16 protein-coding genes are annotated in these 20,335 nt (G+C 69.0%); 11 read left to right on the forward strand and 5 right to left on the reverse strand.

Going from position 1 to position 20,335, the window contains the following annotated elements; all coding sequences use genetic code 11:
• Positions 1 to 42 precede the first annotated feature (42 nt).
• Both G5B46_RS24440 and G5B46_RS13135 read right to left on the reverse strand, forming a co-directional pair.
• Positions 43 to 1,635, reverse strand: a complete 1,593-nt coding sequence (locus G5B46_RS24440; RefSeq protein ID WP_346764924.1) for a DUF5597 domain-containing protein — start codon at positions 1,633 to 1,635, stop codon at positions 43 to 45.
• A 651-nt stretch (positions 1,636 to 2,286) separates the two neighbouring features.
• Complete coding sequence (locus G5B46_RS13135; RefSeq protein WP_165259240.1) at positions 2,287 to 5,016, reverse strand: TonB-dependent receptor; 2,730 nt, start codon at positions 5,014 to 5,016, stop codon at positions 2,287 to 2,289.
• A gap of 406 nt (positions 5,017 to 5,422) precedes the next feature.
• On the opposite strand from G5B46_RS13135, the gene G5B46_RS13140 reads away from it, so the two are divergent.
• From G5B46_RS13140 to G5B46_RS13170, 7 genes are all read left to right on the forward strand, one after another.
• Positions 5,423 to 6,364: a 2-dehydro-3-deoxygalactonokinase gene (locus tag G5B46_RS13140; protein WP_165259241.1), complete on the forward strand. Its 942-nt coding sequence runs from the start codon at positions 5,423 to 5,425 to the stop codon at positions 6,362 to 6,364.
• Positions 6,351 to 6,971: a 2-dehydro-3-deoxy-6-phosphogalactonate aldolase gene (locus G5B46_RS13145; protein ID WP_116565145.1), complete on the forward strand. Its 621-nt coding sequence runs from the start codon at positions 6,351 to 6,353 to the stop codon at positions 6,969 to 6,971. Before G5B46_RS13140 ends, G5B46_RS13145 begins: the two co-directional genes overlap by 14 nt.
• A 49-nt stretch (positions 6,972 to 7,020) precedes the next feature.
• Positions 7,021 to 8,598 (forward strand): sodium/sugar symporter, encoded by a 1,578-nt coding sequence (locus G5B46_RS13150; RefSeq protein ID WP_165259243.1) that lies wholly within the window; start codon positions 7,021 to 7,023, stop codon positions 8,596 to 8,598.
• A complete protein-coding gene (locus G5B46_RS13155) occupies positions 8,589 to 9,506 on the forward strand; it encodes an SMP-30/gluconolactonase/LRE family protein (RefSeq protein WP_165259245.1) in 918 nt (305 codons plus the stop codon). The genes G5B46_RS13150 and G5B46_RS13155 overlap by 10 nt, the downstream gene beginning before the upstream one ends.
• 17 nt (positions 9,507 to 9,523) lie before the next feature.
• A complete protein-coding gene (locus tag G5B46_RS13160) occupies positions 9,524 to 10,249 on the forward strand; it encodes a FadR/GntR family transcriptional regulator (protein WP_165259247.1) in 726 nt (241 codons plus the stop codon).
• Between the two features lie 97 nt (positions 10,250 to 10,346).
• Complete coding sequence (locus G5B46_RS13165) at positions 10,347 to 11,483, forward strand: efflux RND transporter periplasmic adaptor subunit (RefSeq protein ID WP_346764919.1); 1,137 nt, start codon at positions 10,347 to 10,349, stop codon at positions 11,481 to 11,483.
• A gap of 9 nt (positions 11,484 to 11,492) precedes the next feature.
• Complete coding sequence (locus G5B46_RS13170; protein ID WP_165259248.1) at positions 11,493 to 14,597, forward strand: efflux RND transporter permease subunit; 3,105 nt, start codon at positions 11,493 to 11,495, stop codon at positions 14,595 to 14,597.
• A gap of 44 nt (positions 14,598 to 14,641) precedes the next feature.
• Here the strand turns inward: G5B46_RS13170 and G5B46_RS13175 are convergent, their stop codons facing one another.
• Positions 14,642 to 15,982 carry a PLP-dependent aminotransferase family protein gene (locus G5B46_RS13175; protein ID WP_165259250.1) on the reverse strand — a complete coding sequence of 447 codons (1,341 nt, stop codon included), beginning with the start codon at positions 15,980 to 15,982 and terminating at the stop codon, positions 14,642 to 14,644.
• A gap of 61 nt (positions 15,983 to 16,043) precedes the next feature.
• Here G5B46_RS13175 and G5B46_RS13180 point away from each other — a divergent pair, with 61 nt between their 5' ends.
• Positions 16,044 to 16,457: a DUF983 domain-containing protein gene (locus G5B46_RS13180; RefSeq protein ID WP_165259252.1), complete on the forward strand. Its 414-nt coding sequence runs from the start codon at positions 16,044 to 16,046 to the stop codon at positions 16,455 to 16,457.
• Here the strand turns inward: G5B46_RS13180 and G5B46_RS13185 are convergent.
• Positions 16,454 to 16,999, reverse strand: coding sequence for a hypothetical protein (locus G5B46_RS13185; RefSeq protein ID WP_165259254.1), 546 nt, complete (start codon positions 16,997 to 16,999; stop codon positions 16,454 to 16,456). The two genes, G5B46_RS13180 and G5B46_RS13185, sit on opposite strands and share 4 nt — an antisense overlap.
• A gap of 92 nt (positions 17,000 to 17,091) precedes the next feature.
• The gene (locus G5B46_RS13190) at positions 17,092 to 17,403 is read right to left on the reverse strand and encodes a polyhydroxyalkanoic acid system family protein (RefSeq protein WP_058346591.1); all 312 of its coding nucleotides are present in this window, start codon (positions 17,401 to 17,403) and stop codon (positions 17,092 to 17,094) included.
• Between the two features lie 114 nt (positions 17,404 to 17,517).
• Between G5B46_RS13190 and didA the strand changes: the two genes are divergently transcribed.
• The 3 genes from didA (at position 17,518) to G5B46_RS13205 (ending at position 20,293) form a co-directional block, all read left to right on the forward strand.
• A complete protein-coding gene (didA, locus tag G5B46_RS13195) occupies positions 17,518 to 17,739 on the forward strand; it encodes a DNA damage-induced SOS-independent cell division inhibitor A (protein WP_165259255.1) in 222 nt (73 codons plus the stop codon).
• A 40-nt stretch (positions 17,740 to 17,779) separates the two neighbouring features.
• Positions 17,780 to 18,793 carry an N-acetyl-D-Glu racemase DgcA gene (gene dgcA, locus G5B46_RS13200; protein WP_165259256.1) on the forward strand — a complete coding sequence of 338 codons (1,014 nt, stop codon included), beginning with the start codon at positions 17,780 to 17,782 and terminating at the stop codon, positions 18,791 to 18,793.
• Between the two features lie 213 nt (positions 18,794 to 19,006).
• Positions 19,007 to 20,293: a dicarboxylate/amino acid:cation symporter gene (locus tag G5B46_RS13205; RefSeq protein WP_165259257.1), complete on the forward strand. Its 1,287-nt coding sequence runs from the start codon at positions 19,007 to 19,009 to the stop codon at positions 20,291 to 20,293.
• Positions 20,294 to 20,335 lie beyond the last annotated feature (42 nt).

A 20,335-nucleotide genomic window follows, 5' to 3' on the forward strand; every position in this document is an offset into this window, starting at 1 on the left:
TCGTCGTTGTTTTCGTTCTTGTTCTCAGGCCCGGCCGGCGACCTAGTAGGTCGCCAGCTTCACCTTCAGGATCTGGGGCAAGGTGGTCAGGTTCAGACCGTAGTCGACCTGGTCGCCGTTCCAGACGCGGTCGAACACCCACTGACCCTTGTCGTCGAAGTGGCCTTCCTCGACGCGCGAGACCATGAACCGCTCGCCCTTGGCCGAGCCGAAGGTCAGGCGGGCGCGGTAGCCGGTGATCAGGAACTCGTCGGGACCGAGTTGGGCGACCAGGGCGCCGGCGTCGGGGATCTCGCGGTCGGGCTGCTTCTCGGCCTTGGCCATCCACGGGGCCTCGATCGAGCCGAACTGCCATTCGCCATAGGTCACGCGCACGTTCCAGCGGCCGCCAAGGTCGATGGTCTCGGGCTTGCCGCCCTCCTGCTCGCCCACGCCCCAGACCTTGCCCTCGTAGGACAGGCGCGCCCACTCGCGGGCCATCGGCGCGAGCAGCCGGTAGTGGACGGCGAAGTTCTCGATCGCCTTGGCGTCGATGGTCTTGGCGCCCAGCGGGTAGTTGGAATAGCCGGTGTAGTCGATGCCGAACGGGGCGAAGCCGATGCCCTGGTGGCCCAGCACGTCGTAGATGTAGCGGGCGTAGGCCTTGTCGCTGCCGATCTCGGGCACGAACAGGGCGTTGTCGGCCCGGCCGTACTGCTCCAGCGTCTTACGGACCTTCTCGCTCTCGCGCATGTAGATGTCGGGGGCCAGGGCGTCGATCGACGGCGCGGCGGCCTTCCAGACGTCGAGCACGTTCCAGGTCGGGCCGCCCGACGAGTAGGTGAACGGGTCCTGGTCGTTGAAGGGGTCGCGCAGGGCGGCGTTGACGTACATCGGCAGCGGCAGCACCTGCTTGCCGGCGGCGGCGATCTCGTCGACGTAGCGGCCGATCGACCAGGCGTAGAAGAACTCGTCGGCGTCCTTGCCGAACACCTCTTTCCAGGTTCCCGGCTTCTTGTTCATCGCCTTGACCAGTTCCTTAGGAACCGGGCCGTCGAAGATCTTCTGGGCGGTCGGCGAGAAGTCGCGGATGGCGCTGTAGGCCCCCACCTCGTTCTCGGGCTGGACCATGATCACGGTGTGGTCGGGATCATTGGCCTTGATGAAGCGCATCAGCTCGACGAAGGCCTTCTTGTCGGCCTCCAGGGTCGCGCGGAAGTGCGGCGACAGCGAGTTCTTGACCTCGCCCTTGCCGTTGATCAGGCGCGGGAAGCGCTTGTTGTCGAGCTTGACCCACTCGGGCGCGTACTGCGGGCCGTTGTTCTTCCAGGTGGCGAACCACAGGATGACCAGCTTGGTGTCGTTCTCGCGGGCCTGCTTGAGCAGCAGGTCGAGATAGGAAAAGTCGAACTTGCCCTCGACCGGCTCGATCTGCTCCCAGGCGATCGGGATCTCCAGGGTGTTGGCGTGCAGGGCCTTCACGGCCGGCCACACCTTGGGCATCTGCGAGGGATAGTTGGCGGCGTTGTTGGCTTGGACGCCCAGCATCAGGAACGGCTTGCCGTCGACCAGCAGCGCATGCTTGCCGTCCTTGGTCACCAGCTTGGGCAGCTGGCCTTGCGCGAAGGACGGCGCGGCGGCGGCCAGGCTGAGGATCGCGCCGAGGGCGGCAAGGCCCTGCCTGCCCCACTTGGGCTTGCTGGAAAACGTCACGCGGAAACCTCCATGCTGGCGAGCCGGTCGGAAGCTATGCCTGCATCGGTCGCCCGCGGCGGAAAGTAAGCGCTGTCAATCGGGATGGACATCCCCTCGCCTCCTCCCGTTCCGGCGGTCGCGCGAGAGACTTGAAGCCCCGCCCACTCGTTACCGCTACCATTCTTATAAATACGACAATTAGCGGAGACAGCCCCGATTGCAACCGGTTTTAGCCCGCGCACAGGCGCGCCGGTTCGGCAGCAAATCTTTGTAACGATTGGATAAAGGCAAAAAAATCCGCGCATCGCCGCAGGAGCGATGCGCGGGGAAAAGAAACGCGCGGCTTCGGGGAGAAGAGCCCGCGCGATGCGCTGACGACCGAAGGTCACCAGGACGAAGACGATCCGAGATCGCCTCCGCCGATGGAACGATACGTATAATCATACAAATGAAGAGGCAACCCTTTTTGTCCGCCTCGCGGCCAGTCCGGGCAAAGAAAAAGCCGCGGATCGCCAAGGCGGTCCGCGGCTGCAGGAAGACGCGAGTTCGGGGAGGAACCTCGCGGTGGCGAGCCCGCCCCGCCCCCGAAGAAGCAGGACGGGCGCCGCCGGATCAGAAGTCGACGCGCAGGGTCGCCGAGACGCGACGATCGACCAGGATGCTGTCGCGCGGACGCGTTTCCTTGCCGAAGAACGTGTCGCGCTGGGTGTCCGTCAGGTTCACGCCTTCGATGGTGAAGGCCATGTGGTCGTTGATGTCGTAGGTCGCCGAGGCGTCCAGCTGGCCGAAGGCCTTGCTGTAGACCGGCAGGTTGCCCGTGCCGTTGCCCGAGGTGGTGCGAACGAAATCGTCACGCCAGTTGTAGGCCAGGCGGAACGAGATCGGGCCCTTCTCGTAGATGCCGACCACGTTGTAGCTGTGCTTGGACAGCCCTTCGAGCGGCACGTTCGGCAGGTCCACGCCCGAGGTGTCGCGCGCCGTGGGGTTCGGCGCCGAGCTGTCGACGTAGGTGTAGTTGGCCTGGACGCCCAGGCCCGACCACAGGCCCGGCAGGAAGTCGAAGAACTGGTTGTAGCCGACTTCGAAGCCCTTGATCTTGCCGTCGTCGCCGTTTTCCGGACGCGTGATGTCGAACAGGGCGGTGCGGCCGTCCGGGAAGACGATCGGCACGTCGCTGCGGGTGACGTTGTAGATGAAGCCGTCGACCTTCTTGTAGAAGGCCGCGCCGTACAGCATGCCGGTCTTGTTGAAGTACCACTCCAGCGAGGCGTCGAACTGGTCGGCCTCGAGCGGACGCAGGTTCGGGTTGCCGAAGGTGACCGAGTTGCGGCCCTGCTGGGTGCTGCCCGGCTGGCCGATGTTGGCGTTGGCGTTCAGCTGGTTGAAGGTCGGACGCGACAGGCCCTTCGAGGCGGCCAGACGCAGCTGCAGGTCTTCCTTCAGGTGGATGCGCAGGTTCAGGCTCGGCAGCGCCTTGGTGTAGGACTGGGCGACCTCGACCGGCGAGTAGATGGTCGCGCCCGAGGTCTCGCCGGCCTGGCCGTAGTTGACGATCGGCGTGATGCCTTCAAAGCCCGCCGAGGTCACGTTGGTGCGGACCACGCGCAGGCCGACATTGCCGTCGACCGGGAACTGGCCGGCGTCGAAGCCGAAGCGGGCCACGCCGTACATGGCGTAGGTCTGCTCGCCTTGGGTGTTGGTGTCGGCCGGGCCGTAGCCCACGCCTTCCGACAGGCCCAGGGCCTTGAGCGTGGCGCGGTAGTCGAGCGCGATCGAGCGCTTGAACGCCACCGTCGGGCCGAACGAGTCGACCTTGTCACGGAAGAAGTTGTCGAACTGGTTGACCTCGTAGAGGTTCGGATAGTTCGACAGCGGGCTGAAGAAGCCCACGAAGCGGTAGGTGCTCGAACGGGTCACGGCCTCGCGGTCGGTGTAGCGCACGCCGACCTTGATCGAGCGCAGGATGCCCGCGTCGGCCGGCTTGTACTCGGCGTCGGCGCGCCAGGCCTTCTCGGTGCCCACCGACTTGTCGATGTGGTCGAGATAGTAGCCCAGGTTGAAGTTCGACGGGTTGCTGGCGTAGCCGCTCGGGCCGGTGGTGATCACCGGGATGTCGCCCGAGATGTCGTGGTTGAACACCGGGATCGTGGCGCCGACGTTGACGATCGAGCGCACCGAGTCGGTGATCGCGCGGACGTACTGGAAGTCGGTGCTCAGCGTCAGGTCGTCGGTGGCGTCCCACTTGCCGCCGATCGAGTAGTCGGTGGTGACCGAGTGGCGCTGGGTGAAGCTGGTGTTGGAGTCATACGGCACGTTGGCGAACGAGCCGCTGATGAACTCGCCGTTCTCGTCGAACTTGAAGGTGCTGCCGGCGACCGGGAGGATCGAGTTGCTGCCAGTGTAGGCGAACACCGAATAGTCCTGCCATTCGAACTTGTAGTCCGAGTGCACGACCTGGCCGTAGATCTCGGTGCGGTCGTTCGGACGCCATTGCAGGCCCAGCACGCCGCCCTTGCGGGTGCGGTCGCCCAGGGTCGTGTTGACGCCGGCGCCGTGCGGCACGGTGACGGTCTTGCCCTCGTAGCCCGGGTAGTTGACGTAGTTCGCGTCGCCCGGCTTCAGGGTGTAGAACGGCTCGGTCGAGATGGTGTCCTGACGGAACGCGCCCTTCTGGTAGGCGATGTTGGCCAGCACGCCGATCTCGCCGATGCTGGTGTCCCAACGGTCGCTGACCAGCAGCGAGGCCGACGGCTTGGTCTTCTCGACGAAGTCGTAGGTGTTGGAGGTGACGCTGGCCGAGAGCTTGCGGCCCGAGAAGTCGAACGGCATGCGGGTGCGCAGGTTCACCAGGCCGCCGATGCCGCCTTCGATCAGGTCGGCCGCCGGGTTCTTGTAGACGTCGACGCCGGCCAGCACTTCCGACGGCACGTCCTCGAAGCTCAGGCCGCGGCCTTCGCCGGCGGTGAAGCTGTCGCGGCCGTTGATCTCGGTGCGCACCTGGGTCAGGCCGCGGATGGCGATGTTGGCGCCTTCACCGTAGTTGCGGTCGATCTGGATGCCGGGGATGCGCTGCAGCGCTTCGGCGACGTTGCGGTCGGGCAGCTTGCCGATGTCGGTGGCCACGATCGAGTCGACGATCTGGCTGGCGTCGCGCTTCATGGCCTGGGCCGAGCGCAGGCTGGCGCGCACGCCGGTGACGACGACTTCTTCGACAGCGGTGTCAGGCTGGGCCGCATCGGCGGGCGCATCTTGCGCGAAGGCCGGAGCGGCGGTGAAGGCGGCCATGACGATGGCCGAAACGCCGGCCAGCTGCGCACGGCGCGTGAAATTGGGGTGCCTCATGCTTCCCTCCCGTGATCGTCGCCCCAGCGCTCTCAAGGCGCAGTGGACGTTTGTTGAACTTGTGGTCGAAACGGGACAGCGCTGTCTTTTCGCTGCCACGCGGGATGGGTCGACCTATATGATACCGGTAACTCGCAAGCAAGCGATCAAAGGATTAATGTGATTAATCCCGACACAGTGGCATTCGAACCACAGCCTACCCGGGGGCGAGCGAAACATTCGGCCGTATTGGCGGCCGCCCGCCGACGTTTGCGCGGGCCGATATTATACTATAAATGCTGCGCCGCCGGCTGGACCGTCGGCGACGTTTTAGGGACGGCCATGAACCAAGGGATCGCAGGCGGACGCAGCCAAGAGCGCGACGCCAACCAGAACTTCTCCCAGGCCGGCCGGGAACATCTCTGACATGGTCGCTTCGGATCCTTCCATCACCATCTTCGGCGACTGGGGCACCTCGCGCCTGCGCCTCTACCTGCGCCAGGGCAAGAGCGTGCTGGACCGCCGCGACGGCCCCGGCATCGGCTCGCTGAGCGTCTCGCCCGAGCAGACCTTCCTCGACCTCGTCGGCGACTGGCGCGAGGCCGGTCCCGAAACCATCCTGCTGTGCGGCATGGTCGGCTCGCGCAACGGCTGGGTCGAAGCCCCCTACGCCCCCTGCCCCGCCGACGCCGCGGCGATCAGCGAGCGGCTGGTGAAGGTCGAGGCCCAGGGCCTGACCGTCTCGATCGTGCCGGGCCTCTCCTGCACCAACCCGCTGGGCGGTCCCGACGTGATGCGCGGCGAGGAAACCCAGATCCTCGGCGCCCTGGCGCTGAACCCCGAACTGAAGACCGGCCGCCACCTGCTGGCCATGCCGGGCACCCACACCAAGTGGGTGGTGGTCGAGGACGGCGCGATCGCCAGCTTCCTGACCGCCCCGGTCGGCGAGACCTTCGCCGTGCTGCGCGAGCATTCGATCCTGGCCAAGGCCGCCGCCGGCGACGCCCCCGCGACGCCGGAAGGCTTCGACCTCGGCCTCTCGCGGATCACCGACAAGGGCGCGGCCCTGCTGCCGCACCTTTTGTTCGAGACCCGCAGCCGCCAGCTGATCGACGGCCTGCCAAAGGCCGACGCCATGGGCTTCCTGTCGGGCCTGCTGATCGGCGCCGACGCCGCCGGCGCGGCCGGCTGGTTCGGCCAGCTGGGCAAGGTCGCCCTGATCGGGGCCCCGGCCCTGAACGCCCTCTACGCCAAGGCCATCAAGGCCGCCGGCGGCGACAGCTTCGAGATCGACGGCGACGCCGCCGTGCTCGCCGGCCTGTCTTCCCTTTCGTCCTCAATCACGCGTGATGCCCATGTCCTTGCCTGACGCCCCGCCCATCGTCGCCATCCTGCGTGGCGTTAAGCCCGACGAGATCGTCGAGATCGCCGGCGCCCTCGTCGACGCCGGCATCGGCTACATCGAGATCCCGCTGAACTCGCCCGAGCCGCTGGTCAGCATCGGCAAGCTCTGCGAAGCCTTCGGCGACAAGGCCCTGTGCGGCGCCGGCACCGTCCTGACCCCGCAGGCGGTCGACGACGTGGCCGCGGTCGGCGGCAAGCTGATCGTGACGCCGAACATCGACGCCGACGTGATCTCGCGCGCCGTCGAACTGGGCCTGACCGTCATGCCCGGCTTCTCGACCCCGACCGAGGCGTTCGTCGCCGTGAAGGCCGGCGCCAAGGCGCTGAAGCTCTATCCGGCCGGCTCGTTCGGTCCGGGCCACCTGAAGGCCGTGCGCGACGTGCTGCCCAAGGACATCGAGATCTACGCCGTCGGCGGCGTCGGCGCGGCCAACCTCAAGCCCTGGCTCGACATCGGCGTGGCCGGCATCGGCGTCGGCGGCGAGCTCTACCGCCCCGGCTACACCGCCGCCGAAGTCGGCGAACGGGCCCGCGCCCTGGTCGCGGCCTGGACTGCGCAGACCGCCGGCTGAGCCGTCTTACGATCATAACGAAGAGCAGCCCTAAAGGGGGGAAGCCCACGTGAAGAACCTAGCAACCATCGATCTCGCCATCCTGGCGATATACGCCGTGGCGATCTTCGCCCTGGCGCAGTGGGTTTCCCGGGACAAGGGCGGCCACAAGAAGGACTCGACCGACTACTTCCTCGCGTCGAAGGCCCTGCCCTGGTGGGCGATCGGCGCCTCGCTGATCGCCGCCAACATCTCGGCCGAACAGATCATCGGCATGAGCGGCTCGGGCTACGCCATCGGCCTGGCCATCGCCTCCTACGAATGGATGGCGGCCCTGACCCTGCTGATCGTCGGCAAGTTCTTCCTGCCGATCTTCATCAAGAACGGCATCGTCACGATGCCGCAGTTCCTGGAGCAGCGTTACGGCCCCAGCGTGCGGACCATCATGGCCGTGTTCTGGCTGGGCCTGTACGTCTTCGTGAACCTGACCTCGATCCTGTGGCTGGGCTCGATCGCCGTGCACACCGTGACCGGCATGGACCAGATGTGGGCGCTGGTCGCCATCGGCGTCTTCGCCCTGGCCTACCAGCTGTGGGGCGGCCTCAAGGCCGTGGCCCTGACCGACATCGTGCAGGTGGCCCTGCTGGTGGCCGGCGGCCTGATCATCGCCTGGCTGTCGCTGGACAAGATCGGCGGCGCCGGCGGCGTCGTGGCCGGCTTCCACCACCTGACCACCCAGTTCCCCGACCACTTCGACATGATCCTCGACCGGGCCAGCCCGCACTACAAGGACCTGCCGGGCCTCAGCGTGCTGTTCGGCGGCCTGTGGATCATGAACATCAGCTACTGGGGCTTCAATCAGTACATCATCCAGCGCGCCCTCGGCGCCAAGGACCTGCCCGAAGCCCAGAAGGGCATCGCCCTGGCCGCCTACCTGAAGCTGCTGATGCCGGTGATCGTGGTGCTGCCGGGCATCGCCGCCCTGGTGCTGGTCGACGGGACCATCAAGCCCGACCAGGCCTATCCGGAGATGATGAAGCTGCTGCCGCCCGGCCTGCTGGGCCTGGTGTTCGCCGCCCTGGTCGCCGCGATCGTCGCGTCGCTGGCCGCCAAGATCAACTCGATCGCCACCATCTTCACCCTCGACCTCTACGCCAAGGCCAAGACCGGCTCGAGCGAGCAGCACCTGGTGCTGGTCGGCCGCATCACCGCCATCGTCGCCGTGATCGTCGGCATCCTCACGGCCAAGCCGCTGCTGGGCGGCGCCGAGCAGGCGTTCCAGTTCATCCAGGAGTTCACCGGCTTCTTCACGCCGGGGATCGTGGTGATCTTCATCCTGGGCATGTTCTGGAAGAAGGCCACCACCGCCGGCGCCCTGACCGCCGCCATCGGTTCGGCCGTGCTGTCGGCCATCTTCTGGTGGCTGCAGGAGCAGGCGATCTTCACGATGCCGTTCATGAACCGCGTCGGCGTGGTGTTCCTGCTTACCCTGGCCGCGGCCGTGGTCGTCTCGCTGGTCGCCCCGCAGAAGAAGGACGTCAACGTCGTCAGCCTCGACGGCGTCTCCTACAAGACCACCACCGGCTTCAACATCGCCGGCCTGGGCGTGATCATCATCCTGATCGCGCTGTACGCCACGTGGTGGTGATTTCCAGCCAGCAGCCGGCCGCGATCATCGCGGCCGGCGACGTGCTCGGCGAGGGGCCGGTGTGGGACGCTCACGCCGGCCGCCTGCTGTGGACCGACATCCAGAGCCGCCGCCTGCGCGCCTTCGATCCCGCCACCGGCGGCGTCGAGACCTTCGCCGCCCCCGAGCGCATCGGCTCGATCGCGCTTCTGCCGGGCGAGGCCAACCGCGTGATCGCCGCCTTCGAGACCGGCCTTGGCCTGTTCGATCTCGCCTCGGGCGGGGTCGAGTGGCTGCATCGCGTCGAGGCCCAGGCCAACGGCCGCCGCTTCAACGACGGCCGCGTCGACCGCGCCGGGCGCTTCTGGGCCGGAACCATGGTCGAGGACGAGGCCATCCGCCATCGCGCCGAGGCCAGCGTCTGGCGCCTGGACCATGCCGGCGACTTCACGCCCCACTTCGGCGGCGTGCAGATCGCCAACGGGCTGGCGTTCAGCCCCGACGGCAAGACCGCCTATTTTTCCGACAGCCCGCTGCAGACCATCTTCGCCTTCGACCTGGACGAGGACGGGACGCTCTCGAACCGCCGCGTCTTTGCGGAAGTGACCGAAGGCTATCCCGACGGGGCCACGGTCGACGCCGAAGGCTGCCTGTGGAGCGCCCGCTGGGCGGCCGGGACCGTGGTTCGTCACGCCCCCGACGGTCGCGTGCTGGAGACCCTGCGCGTGCCGGCCAGCCAGCCGACCTGCGTGGCCTTCGGCGGCGACGACCTGCGCACGCTTTACGTCACTTCGGCCCGGGACGAGCTTTCCGAGGACGAATTGGTCAGACAACCGCACGCTGGCGATGTATTCGCGTATGACGTGACCGTTCCGGGTCTGCCCGAACCACGATACACAGGGGCGATTCGTTTCGCGTCCAACGTATAGAAAAGAAGACTTTGGCGATGCGCACCCAGCCTGGACTGAGCCTCACCTACGGCCTCGTGGAATCGCTTGGTCAGGCCATCGTCACCGGCGAGTACGCCGAGGTGGGCTTTCCCACCGAGGGCGAACTGTCCAAGAAGTTCGGGGCCAGCCGCACGGTGACGCGCGAGGCGGTGAAGATGCTCACCGCCAAGGGCCTGCTCAGCGCCCGTCCCCGCCACGGCACGGTGGTCGAGCCGGAAGCCAACTGGAACCTGCTCGATCCCGACGTCCTGCGCTGGCTGCTGGAGCGCAAGTTCTCGCTGAAGCTGCTGTCGGAGTTCACCGAGATGCGGCTGGGCATCGAGCCCGCCGCCGCCGCGCTGGCCGCCCGCAACGCCGACGAGGAAGGCCTCAACGCCATCCGCAAGGGCCTGGCGCGGATGAAGGCCGCCGCCGACGGCGAGGACGATCCCCTCGCCTCGGACATCGCCTTCCACATCGCGATCCTCAACGCGACCAAGAATCCATTCTACAGCGAGCTGCACGAGCTGGTGAACACAGCGCTGCGGATCTCGATCCGCTTCACCAACCGCATCAAGGGCCGCACCGCCTCGATCCCCTCGCACGAGGACGTGGCCAACGCGATCATCGCTCGTGACGCCGTGGCGGCGCAAAGCGCCATGCAGGCCATCATCGTCGACGTGCTGGAACTGATCCGCGCGGCCTCGGCCAACGACGCCCAGACCGCGCGCAAGGAAGCCTGACCCCGGGCGTCCGCGCCTTACCCCGATTTAACTCGTCGAACCCCGTTTCTCGTCTAGAAGTCCCAGCTGGGAATCTGACGCAAAAAGGGGCGATGTCGTGGGTTACGGGTTCAAGGGGTCCTTCGGGCGCACGACGGCGCTGGCCCTGGTTCTGACGGTTTCGGCCGCCGGCCTCGCCGCCTGCGGCAAGGACAAGAAGGCCGAGGCCAAGGCCAAGAAGCCCATCGCCGCCCAGACCGTCAGCGTCTCGCCGGTCGCGGTCCTGCCGCTGCCGCGCGTCATCAACGCCTCGGGCACCATCTCGGCCTGGGAAGAGGTGCCGGTCGGCGCCGAGACCGGCGGCCTGACCGCCACGGCCGTCAACGCCGAGGAAGGCCAGTTCGTCCGCCAGGGCCAGGTGCTGGTCGCGCTGAACGACACCCTCCTGCGCGCCCAGCTGCGCCAGCAGGACGCGTCGGTGACCAGCGCCCGCGCCACCCTCGCCGAGGCAGAGGCCTCGCTGAAGCGTTCGCGCGAACTGCTGGCCAAGGGCTTCCTCTCGCAGGCCTCGCTCGACACGGCCACCGCCCGCCAGGCCACCGCCGCCGCCCAGGTCGCCGCCGCCGAGGCCGCCCGGGGCGAGACCGCCGCGCGCGTGGCCCAGGCCTCGATCCGCGCCCCGGTCTCGGGCCTGATCGTCCGCCGCAGCGTCACCAAGGGCCAGATCGTCAGCGCCGGCAGCGAGCTCTTCCGCATCGTCCGCGACGGCCGCATGGAGCTGGACGCCGAGCTTCCCGAGACCGACCTGGGCCTCGTCAAGGCCGGCATGGCCGCGGTCATCACCTCCGAACAGGTGGGCAAGGCCGACGGCGCCGTGCGCATCGTCACCTCCGAAGTCGACCCGCAGACCCGCCTGGGCGTGGCCCGCATCGCCCTGACGGCGATGGGCGCCTTCCGTCCGGGGATGTTCGCCCGCGCCCAGATCCAGGCCGGCGACCAGGCCTCGCCCGTGGTGCCCAGCGCGGCGATCCTTTACCGCCAGAACCAGCCCGGCGTGTTCATGGTCGACCGCAACCGCAAGGCCCAGTTCCGCAAGGTGGCGATCGTGGCCCGCACCGGCGACGTCACCGCCGTCACCGGCGTCGCGGCCGGTGAAGAGGTCGTGGTTCAGGGCGCCGGCTTCCTGGGCGACGGCGACGCCGTCCGGGTGGCCGTGCACCAGCCCGCCCCGACCCTGTCCGCCGCCAAGCGCTAGGGCCCGACGATGGACACCAACAACATCTCGCGCTGGGCGATCAAGAACCCGATCCCCGTCCTGATGCTCTTCGTCATGCTGACGATCGCCGGGGTCGCCGGCTTCATGAGCATGCGGGTCAACAACAACCCCGACGTCGACCTGCCGCTGGTGGTGGTCTCGGCCTCGCGTCCCGGCGCCGCGCCGAGCGAACTGGAGACCCAGGTCACCCGCCTGATCGAGGATTCGATCGCGGGCCTGGGCCAGGTGCGCCACATCACCTCGACCGTCGGCGACGGCTTCTCGTCGACCTTCATCGAGTTCGAGCTGGGCGTCGACCACGAGCGCGTCACCAACGACGTGCGCAACGCCATGTCCAACCTGCAGTCCGCCCTGCCGCAGGACATGCAGATCCCCAACGTCACCCGCATCGACATCTCGGGCGACCCGCTGATCACCTACGTGGTGCAGGCCCCCACCCTGACGCCGGAGCAGCGCAGCTGGTTCGTCGACAACGACGTGGCCCGCACCCTGCTGGCCATCCGCGGCATCGGCGAGGTCAACCGCCTGGGCGGCGTCAGCCGCGAGATCGAGGTGGCCCTGGATCCGGACCGCCTGTCGGCCCGCGGCGTCACCGCCGCCGCCGTCAGCCAGGCCCTGGCCAGCACCAACGCCGACCTGCCCGGCGGCCGGGTGACCGTCTCGGGCTCCGAGCGCGCCATCCGCACCCTGGGGGCGGCCGGCTCGGTGGAGCAGCTGCGCGAGACGCGGATCCCGCTGTCGGGCGGCGGCACCGTGCGCCTGGGCGACCTGGGCACGGTCACCGACCGCTGGGCCGAGCCGCGCAACCGCGCCCGCTTCGACAACCGCGAGGTCGTGACCTTCAACATGGTCCGTTCGCGCGGCGCCAGCGAGGTCAAGGTCGCCGAGAAGGTACGCGAGGCGGTCAAGAAGCTCGACGAAGAGCATCCCGAACTGACGATCTCCGAGATCACCTCGAACGTGAAGTACATCGAGGAAAGCTACTGGGCCTCGCTGGAGGCGCTGGGCCTAGGCGCCCTGCTGGCGGTGCTGGTGGTTCTGCTGTTCCTGCGCGACTGGCGCGCCACCTTCCTGGCGGCCGTGGCCATCCCGCTGTCGCTGCTGCCGACCTTCGCGATCATGGCCCCGCTGGGCCAGTCGCTGAACGGCGTCACCCTGCTGGCGCTGTCGCTGACCGTGGGCATCCTGGTCGACGACGCCATCGTCGAGATCGAGAACATCGTCCGCCACATGCGCGGCGGCAAGTCGCCGTACAACGCGGCGATGGAGGCGGCCGACGAGATCGGCCTGGCCGTGGTGGCCACCACCTTCACCATCGTGGCGGTGTTCGCGCCCACCGGCTTCATGCCCGGGATCATCGGCCAGTTCTTCAAGGCCTTCGCCCTGGCCGCCTGCGTCTCGGTGCTGTTCTCGCTGCTGGTCGCCCGCATGCTGACGCCGCTGATGGGCGCCTACATGCTCAAGCCGCACCACAAGCCCGACACCGACCCGTTCTGGATGCCGGGCTACCTGCGCGCCCTGCAATGGTCGCTGAACAACAAGTGGAAGGTGCTGGTCATCGGCTTCGTGACCTTCGTCGCGTCGCTGGCCCTGATCCCGCTTCTGCCCTTCGAGTTCCAGCCGGCGGCCGACCGCGGCCGCGCCCCGTTCTCGATCGAGCTGCCGCCCGGCGCCACGCTGGACGAGACCGACGCCGTCGCCCAGGAGGTCACCCGCAGGCTGGAGGCCCGTCCGGAGGTCAAGGGCGTCTACGCCTCGGTCGGCAACGACGGGGTCAACAAGGCGCGGATCACCGCCGACCTCGTGCCGAAGGGCGAGCGGATGAACCAGCAGCAGTTCAGCCGCCTGATGGTCGACCAGTTCAAGGCGATCCCCGGCGCGCGCATCGGCGCGGGCAACAACAGCGGCGGCGGCCCCGGCGACGGCGGCAGCTACACCCTGCGCCTGGTCGGCGACGACGGCCCCGAACTGGAAGCCGCGGCCCGCAAGGTCGAGGCCGAGATGCGCGGCGTCCCGGGCCTGGCCAACGTGGTCAACACCGCCTCGATCGCTCGTCCCGAGATCATCGTCACCCCGCGTCCCGACCAGGCCGCCCGCATGGGCGTCTCGGCCGGCGCGATCTCGCAGGCCGTGCGGGTCGCCACCATCGGCGACATCGACCAGTCGCTGCCCAAGTACAATCTGGGCGACCGCCAGGTGCCGATCCGTCTGCGCCTGACGCAGAACGCCCTGGGCGACCTGTCGGTGCTGGAGACCCTCAAGGTGCCGTCGGCCACCGGCGCCTCGGTGCCGCTGAACGCGGTGGCCGACATCCGCTTCGGCGCGGGTCCCTCGCAGATCAGCCGCCAGGACCGGTCTCGCGTGGCCGAGATCACCGCTGAGCTCGACGGCATCGTCGTCGGCGAGGCCTCCAAGCGGGTGCACGCCCTGGACTCGGTCAAGAAGCTGCCGAGCGGCGTCAAGGAGGTGGCCGCCGGCGACGCCGAGTTCATCGCCGAGATGATGCAGGGCTTCATCATGGCCCTCGTGACCGGCCTGCTGCTGATGTACGTCGTGCTGGTGCTGCTGTTCCGCAGCTTCGCCCACCCGGTGACCATCATGGCCGCCCTGCCCCTGGCCATCGGCGGCGCCTTCGCCCTGCTGAAGCTGGTCAACAGCAGCTTCTCGATGTCGAGCCTGATCGGCATCCTGATGCTGATGGGCATCGCCGCCAAGAACTCGATCCTGCTGGTCGAGTACGCGATCATGGCGATGAAGGACGGCATGACCCGGCGCGAGGCGCTGATCGACGCGGCCCACAAGCGGGCCCGGCCGATCCTGATGACCACCGTGGCCATGGGCGCGGGCATGGTGCCCGTGGCCGTCGGCTTCGGCGCCGACGTCGAGTTCCGGGCCCCGATGGCGATCACCGTCATCGGCGGCCTGATCACCTCGACCTTCCTGTCGCTGCTCTACATCCCGGTGGTGTTCGTGTTCATGGACCAGCTGAAGAACTGGTCGAACAAGCTGCTGGGGCGGTTCTTCCACCACTCCCACCACCACCCCGCCCACGGCGCGCATCAGGAAGAACCGGTGCTGGTCACGCGGGACTGACGATCACGGGGCGGACTTTCGGGTCCGCCCCTTTTTCGTGCGCCTCAGGTGAAGGACGCGGCCACGCGCCGCAAGGCCGAGGCGAGCACCGCCTGCTTGCCCGGCGCGCCGAGCGACAGCCGCGCCCCTCCGGCCTGGACGCCAGGCGCGGCGAACAGCTCGGCCGAGGCCAGCGACAGACCCTCGGCCGAGCCTCCGACCGCCCGATCCAGCCAGACATGCAGACAGCCCACGGGTCCGACGGCCAAGGGCAGGATCTCGGCCGCCAGGGCCCGGCGGGCGGCGGCCTCGGCGCGCACCCCGGCCAGGATCGCCTCGGCGGTCCCCTCGCGGATCCACGCGGCAGCCACGGCCGCCATCAACGGCGGAGGCATCTGGCACAGGGCATGGCCGGCCGCCGCCAGCCGCTCGGCGCAGGCCGGATCGGGCGCGGCGACATAGGCGATGCGCAGGCCCGGCGTCAGGGCCTTGGCCAGGGTCGCCACGTGCCATGTTCGCTCCGGAGCCAGCGCGGCCAGCGCCTCGGGAGCCTGTTCGGGCAGACGGCCATAGGCATCGTCCTCGACGAGGCGGGCGCCGGCCGCCGCGCACGCCTCCACGACGGCCGCCCGCCGGAGCGGCCCCATCGTCGCCGTGGTCGGGTTCTGCCAGGTGGGCGTGACCACCATCAGCCGCGCTCCCGTGGCCGCCAGTCGCTCGGCCAGGGCTTCGGGCATGATCCCTTCGGCGTCCATCGGGCAGGCGACGGCGCGCACGCCGCGCGCAGCCAGGGCCGCCAGCAGGCCGGGATAGGTCAGGGCTTCGACGATCACCGCATCGCCCGGCGCGGTCTCCACCGCCAGGATCGCCGACAGGGCCGCCTGCGCCCCGGCGCAGACCACGATGCGCTCGGGATCGACCGCGCCGAGGCCAGGGGCCAGCCACGCCGCCCCCGCCGCCCGCTGGGCCAGGGACCCCGGACCCGCGTGATAGGCCATCAGGGTCGCCGGATCGGTGCGGGCCAGCACCTGGGCCGTCGTCTCGCGCAGCAGCGCCGCCAGCGACAGACCCTGCGGCTGCGGCGGCAGGTTCATCGACAGGTCGACGAACCCGGCCTCCTCCTCGCCCGCGCGCCTTCGCACGAAGGTGCCGCGCCCGGCCGCGCCCTCGACCAGTCCCTGCTCGCGGGCCAGGGCGTAGGCGCGGGTGACGGTGGTGAAGTCGACGCCCAGCAGGCCGGCCACCGTCCGCTGCGGCGGCAACTGCTCGCCGGCCGAAAGCTCGCCGTCGGCCACCGCCGCGCGCAGGGCCTCGAACACCCGCCGATAGATCGGCCCCTCGCCCGCGGCGACCCGCCGCAGCCATCCGGCGCCCGCCGGCAGAACGGCGTCTCTTGCGTCGACCATCATTGATCCATACATTTATCGCAGAATGTATGGATCAATTTTCGGATTGTAGGTAGGGGTCATGACGCCCGGACACGAGTTTTTCGATCCGCCCTCGCCCATCGTCAGCGGCTTTCGCCAGCGCTGCCCGCGCTGCGGCGAGGGCAAGCTGTTCAAGGGCTTCCTGGCGCTGGCCCCGGCCTGCGACCAGTGCGGTCTTGACTACGGCTTCGCCGAGCCCGCCGACGGCCCGGCCTTCTTCGTGATGAGCGGCGTCGGCATCCTGGTGACCTTCGCCTTCGCGTGGGTCGAGGTGGTCTATCGCCCGCCGATCTGGGTGCATTTCGTGACTGTGTTCCCGGCCCTGATCATCGGCTGCCTGGCGACCCTGCGGCCGGTGAAGGCCTGGCTGGTGGCCTCGCAGTTCGTCAACAAGGCCGAGGAAGGCAAGTTCGAGAGCCTCGGCCGCCACGACCACGATCCGCGGCGGCTCTAGCCTCCGCGCCGGACCGCCAGGCGAAACAGCAGGGCCGAGGCCGCCAGCAGCGCGGCGAACAGCCCGTTGGCGACCAGGATCTCGAGGACCGCGCGCAACGAACCGCCGCGTCCGGTCAGCAGGGCCAGCGTCGCGACGCCGGCCAGCGCCAGGGCCGCGACCGTCATCGCCGCCGTCATGCCCTGCGCCCGGAAGCGTGCGACGACGGCGCCGGCGAGCCCCAGGGCCACGACGCCGGGATAGGCCAGGTTGATCGGATCGTCCTCGCTGCCGACGATCCCGACCGCCAGGCTGGCCCAGATCATCAGGAAGGCCGCGCCGACGGCGAGCGCGGCTCCGGCCCGGTAGGCCAGGTCGCGGGTTCGCATCGCCGCCAGTTCCAGCATCAGGCCCGCCCCGCCCAGCATGGCGGCGAACAGGGCGAAGTCCCACGGGCTCCAGGCCACCTCGTCGGTGACCTGCATGGCCAGCCATGGCGCGGCCAGCAGCAGCGCCGCCAGGCCCCAGCCGGCCAGTCTCAGACCCTTCGCGGACAGGCTCATCACCACGCTCCCTTCGTCCAGGACCAGGAGCATGCCCTATCCACGCCGGAGCGCCGATGGAGCCGGCGTGGATATTTCGTGCAGGCCGACCGCTACTTCTTTTCGAGCAGCAGGGTGCCCTGCTTCTTGACCTGGCCCGTGATCTTGCCGGCGATCATGCCCAGAAGGCCCGGCAGCACGACCTCGACGATCACCACGTTGGCCGCGACGTTCAGTTTGCCGGTGATGTTCTGGCCCATGACCAGGGCCGAGAAGTCCAGCACGTCGTCGCGCCAGGCCTTGGTGACGTTGGCCAGGCCGCCAGGGATCTGCGCGCCCAGCTGTTCGAAGCCGTTCTCGATCCGTCGCTTGGCCTCGGCGACGCCGAGTTCGTGCGGGATGTTGATGGTGACGGGCTTCGACATGGGAACTCCGAAAGGCGTGTTGCGCCCCTGACATAAGGATCCCGGGGGCGTTCGGCTATACGTCCAGTTCTGACGCACCAGAGGCGCAGGGTCCAAGCGTCCACGGAGGAAGCCATGACCGACATCGCCATGACCCAGTACTTCGACGCTCCCGTTCGCAGCGCCTCCGTCCGCCGGGCCCGCCCGGGCCGCCCGACCGGCGTCTGGGGGTCGGTCAGCTACGCGGGCGTGCTGCTGGTCTGGGCCGGCCTCTTCCTGATCCGCCCGCGCCTGGCCCTGCGGGTGATGGCCGAGCGCCGCGCCGACTCGCCGATCCCGCGCCTGTCCAAGCGCTGATCCTCTCGCCAAACGCATCGAACGGCGCCAAGCCAGGGGCATGAGCCGCCTCGTCGCCGTCCGCCCCGTCAGCCACCCGCTGGCCGCCCCGTTCCGCATCTCGCGCGGGGTCAAGACCGCCGCAGACGTCGTGGTGGTCGAGATCGCGGAAGGCGGCCACATCGGCCGCGGCGAAAGCGTGCCCTACGCCCGCTACGGCGAGACCGTGCAGGGCGTCGAGGCCCAGCTGGCGCCGGCGGCCCGCCTGCTCGCCATGGGCGGCGATTTCGCCGCCGCCCTGGCCCTGCTGCCGGCCGGCGCGGCCCGCAACGCCCTGGACTGCGCGATCTGGGATCTGCGGGCCAAGGCCTCGGGCGTCTCCGTAGCCGCCGCCACGGGTCTTACCGTTCCGCCCGCCCTGGTCACCGCCGTCACCGTCAGCCTCGATACGCCGGACGCCATGGCCGCCGCCGCACTGAAGGTCGCCGACGCGCCGCTGATCAAGATCAAGCTGTCGGCCGAAGACCCCGCCGCGCGACTGGCCGCCGTGGCGCAGGCCGCCCCCGACGCGGCGCTGATCGTCGACCCCAACGAGGGCTGGACCTTCGACATCCTGCGCGGCTTGGAAGACCAGCTGTCGCGCCTCAACATCGCCCTGGTCGAACAGCCCCTGCCGGCCGGCGAGGACGCCGCTCTGGAAGGCTACGCCCCGCCCTTCCCGATCTGCGCCGACGAGTCGGTGCACACCGCCGCCGACCTGCCGGCCCTGCGCGCCCGCTACCAGGCGGTGAACCTCAAGCTCGACAAGTCGGGCGGCCTGACCGAGGCGCTGGAGATGCTGCGCGCGGCCAAGGACCTGGGCTTCACCCTGATGACCGGCTGCATGGTCGCCTCGTCCCTGGCCATCGCGCCCGCCCTGCACCTGGCCGCCGAATGCGCCTTCGCCGACCTCGACGGGCCGTGGTGGCTGAAGGAAGACCACCCCGGCGGCCTGCGGGTCGTCGGCGGGCGGATCACGCCGCCGGCGGCGGGGTTCTGGGGCGACGGCGTAGAGGCCGAGGGGCTTTGGATTTAGCTCTGCTCCCCCCTCCCTCCCGTCATTCCCGCCCTTGTGGCGGGAAACCCTGGTTCCGCTCGTAGGTGAGGCGCAAGCGGACTGCTGAGCAGTCCGCCCCGCTCGCCCTTGCGGCTGACAGAGGGGTTCCCGCCACAAGGGCGGGAATGACGGGAGTATGGGGAACGCCGGTAGGACTTGACCCACCTCGCATAACGCCGTGCTCTGGCGGGCATGACCGACGCTCTCGCCGACGCGCCCCCGCCCCGCAAGAACCCGCTGCAGGTCTGGTTCGGGATCTCGCTGTGGAAACGGATCCTGGCCGCGCTCGTGCTGGGGGCCGTGGTCGGCTATTTCTGGGGCGACGGCGCGACCAGCCTCAAGTGGATGGGCGACATCTTCGTGCGGCTGATCCGCATGATGGTGGCCCCGCTGGTCTTCGTGATCATCGCCTCGGGCGTGGCCCAGCTGGGCGACGCCCGGCGGCTGGGCGGCATCGGCGTCAAGACCATAGCCATGTACGTGCTGACGACCCTGATCGCGGTCAGCATCGGCCTGACCATCGCCACCCTTCTGGGTCCCGGCGTCGGCGCCGACCTGCACAACGCCGCCCCCCAGGCCGTGGCCCCGCCCAAGTCGCCGGCCGAGCTGTTCATCGGCATCGTGCCGCTCAACCCGATCAAGGCCCTGGCGGAAGGCGAGACCCTGGCGATCATCTTCTTCGCCGTGCTGGTCGGGGCCGGGGTGATCGTGGCGGGCAAGGACGGGGAACCCGTCGCCAGGCTGCTGGCCAGCGCCAGCGAGGTGATGCTGCGCATCGTCGGCTTCGTGATGGAGGCCGCGCCGTTCGGGGTGTTCGCCCTGATCGCCGTGGTCATGGGCACGAACGGCCCCGAGACCTTCCTGCACGTGGCCAAGCTGGGGGTCTGCGTGATCATCGGGGCGGCGATCCAGACCTTCGTCACCCACGCCGCCGTCGTGCGGCTGGGGGCGTGGCTGCCGCTGCTGCCATTCTATCGCGGCTGCATGGACGCCATCCTGGTCGGCTTCTCCACCTCGTCCAGCTCGGCCACCCTGCCGGTGGCTATCCGGGTGGCCGAGGAGAACCTCGGCGTGAAGCCGTCGATCTCGTCGACCGTCCTGCCGCTGGGGGCCACCATCGGCATGGACGGCACGGCGATGTACGTGGCCATGCTGACCATGTTCGCCGCCCAGGCCTTCGGCGTACCGCTGACCCTGGCCGACTACGCCCTGGTGGCGATCACGACCACCATCGTGGCCATGGGCGTGGCGCCGGTGCCGTCGGGCTCGCTGTTCGTGCTGGCCGCGGTGCTGGCCACCATCGGCGTTGGCCCCACCCAGACGGCGATCATCGTCGGCTTCATCCTGCCCTTCGACCGCATCCTCGACATGATCCGCACCGTGCCCAACGTCACCTGCGACCTGTCGATCGCGACGGCCGTGGCGCGCTGGGAGAAGGAGATCGACGTGGAGGAGTACCTGTCGAGGAAGGACGTCTAGCATCCTTCTCCCCTTGCGGGAGAAGGTGTCAGCGAAGCTGAC

Origin of the sequence: Caulobacter sp. 602-2 (assembly GCF_011043625.1) — a bacterium.
Taxonomy (GTDB): Bacteria; Pseudomonadota; Alphaproteobacteria; order Caulobacterales; family Caulobacteraceae; genus Caulobacter.

Excerpts from the sequence above, each read along its gene's own strand:
- G5B46_RS13140 (WP_165259241.1), top strand. The coding sequence starts at position 5,423 with ATGGTCGCTTCGGATCCTTCCATCACCATCTTCGGCGACTGGGGCACC.
- G5B46_RS13160 (WP_165259247.1), top strand. The coding sequence starts at position 9,524 with ATGCGCACCCAGCCTGGACTGAGCCTCACCTACGGCCTCGTGGAATCG.
- G5B46_RS13170 (WP_165259248.1), top strand. The coding sequence starts at position 11,493 with ATGGACACCAACAACATCTCGCGCTGGGCGATCAAGAACCCGATCCCC.
- dgcA (WP_165259256.1), top strand. The coding sequence starts at position 17,780 with ATGAGCCGCCTCGTCGCCGTCCGCCCCGTCAGCCACCCGCTGGCCGCC.
- G5B46_RS13205 (WP_165259257.1), top strand. The coding sequence starts at position 19,007 with ATGACCGACGCTCTCGCCGACGCGCCCCCGCCCCGCAAGAACCCGCTG.
- G5B46_RS13145 (WP_116565145.1), top strand. The coding sequence starts at position 6,351 with ATGTCCTTGCCTGACGCCCCGCCCATCGTCGCCATCCTGCGTGGCGTT.
- G5B46_RS13175 (WP_165259250.1), bottom strand. The coding sequence starts at position 15,982 with ATGGTCGACGCAAGAGACGCCGTTCTGCCGGCGGGCGCCGGATGGCTG.
- G5B46_RS13135 (WP_165259240.1), bottom strand. The coding sequence starts at position 5,016 with ATGAGGCACCCCAATTTCACGCGCCGTGCGCAGCTGGCCGGCGTTTCG.
- G5B46_RS13180 (WP_165259252.1), top strand. The coding sequence starts at position 16,044 with ATGACGCCCGGACACGAGTTTTTCGATCCGCCCTCGCCCATCGTCAGC.
- didA (WP_165259255.1), top strand. The coding sequence starts at position 17,518 with ATGACCGACATCGCCATGACCCAGTACTTCGACGCTCCCGTTCGCAGC.
- G5B46_RS13185 (WP_165259254.1), bottom strand. The coding sequence starts at position 16,999 with ATGAGCCTGTCCGCGAAGGGTCTGAGACTGGCCGGCTGGGGCCTGGCG.
- G5B46_RS13190 (WP_058346591.1), bottom strand. The coding sequence starts at position 17,403 with ATGTCGAAGCCCGTCACCATCAACATCCCGCACGAACTCGGCGTCGCC.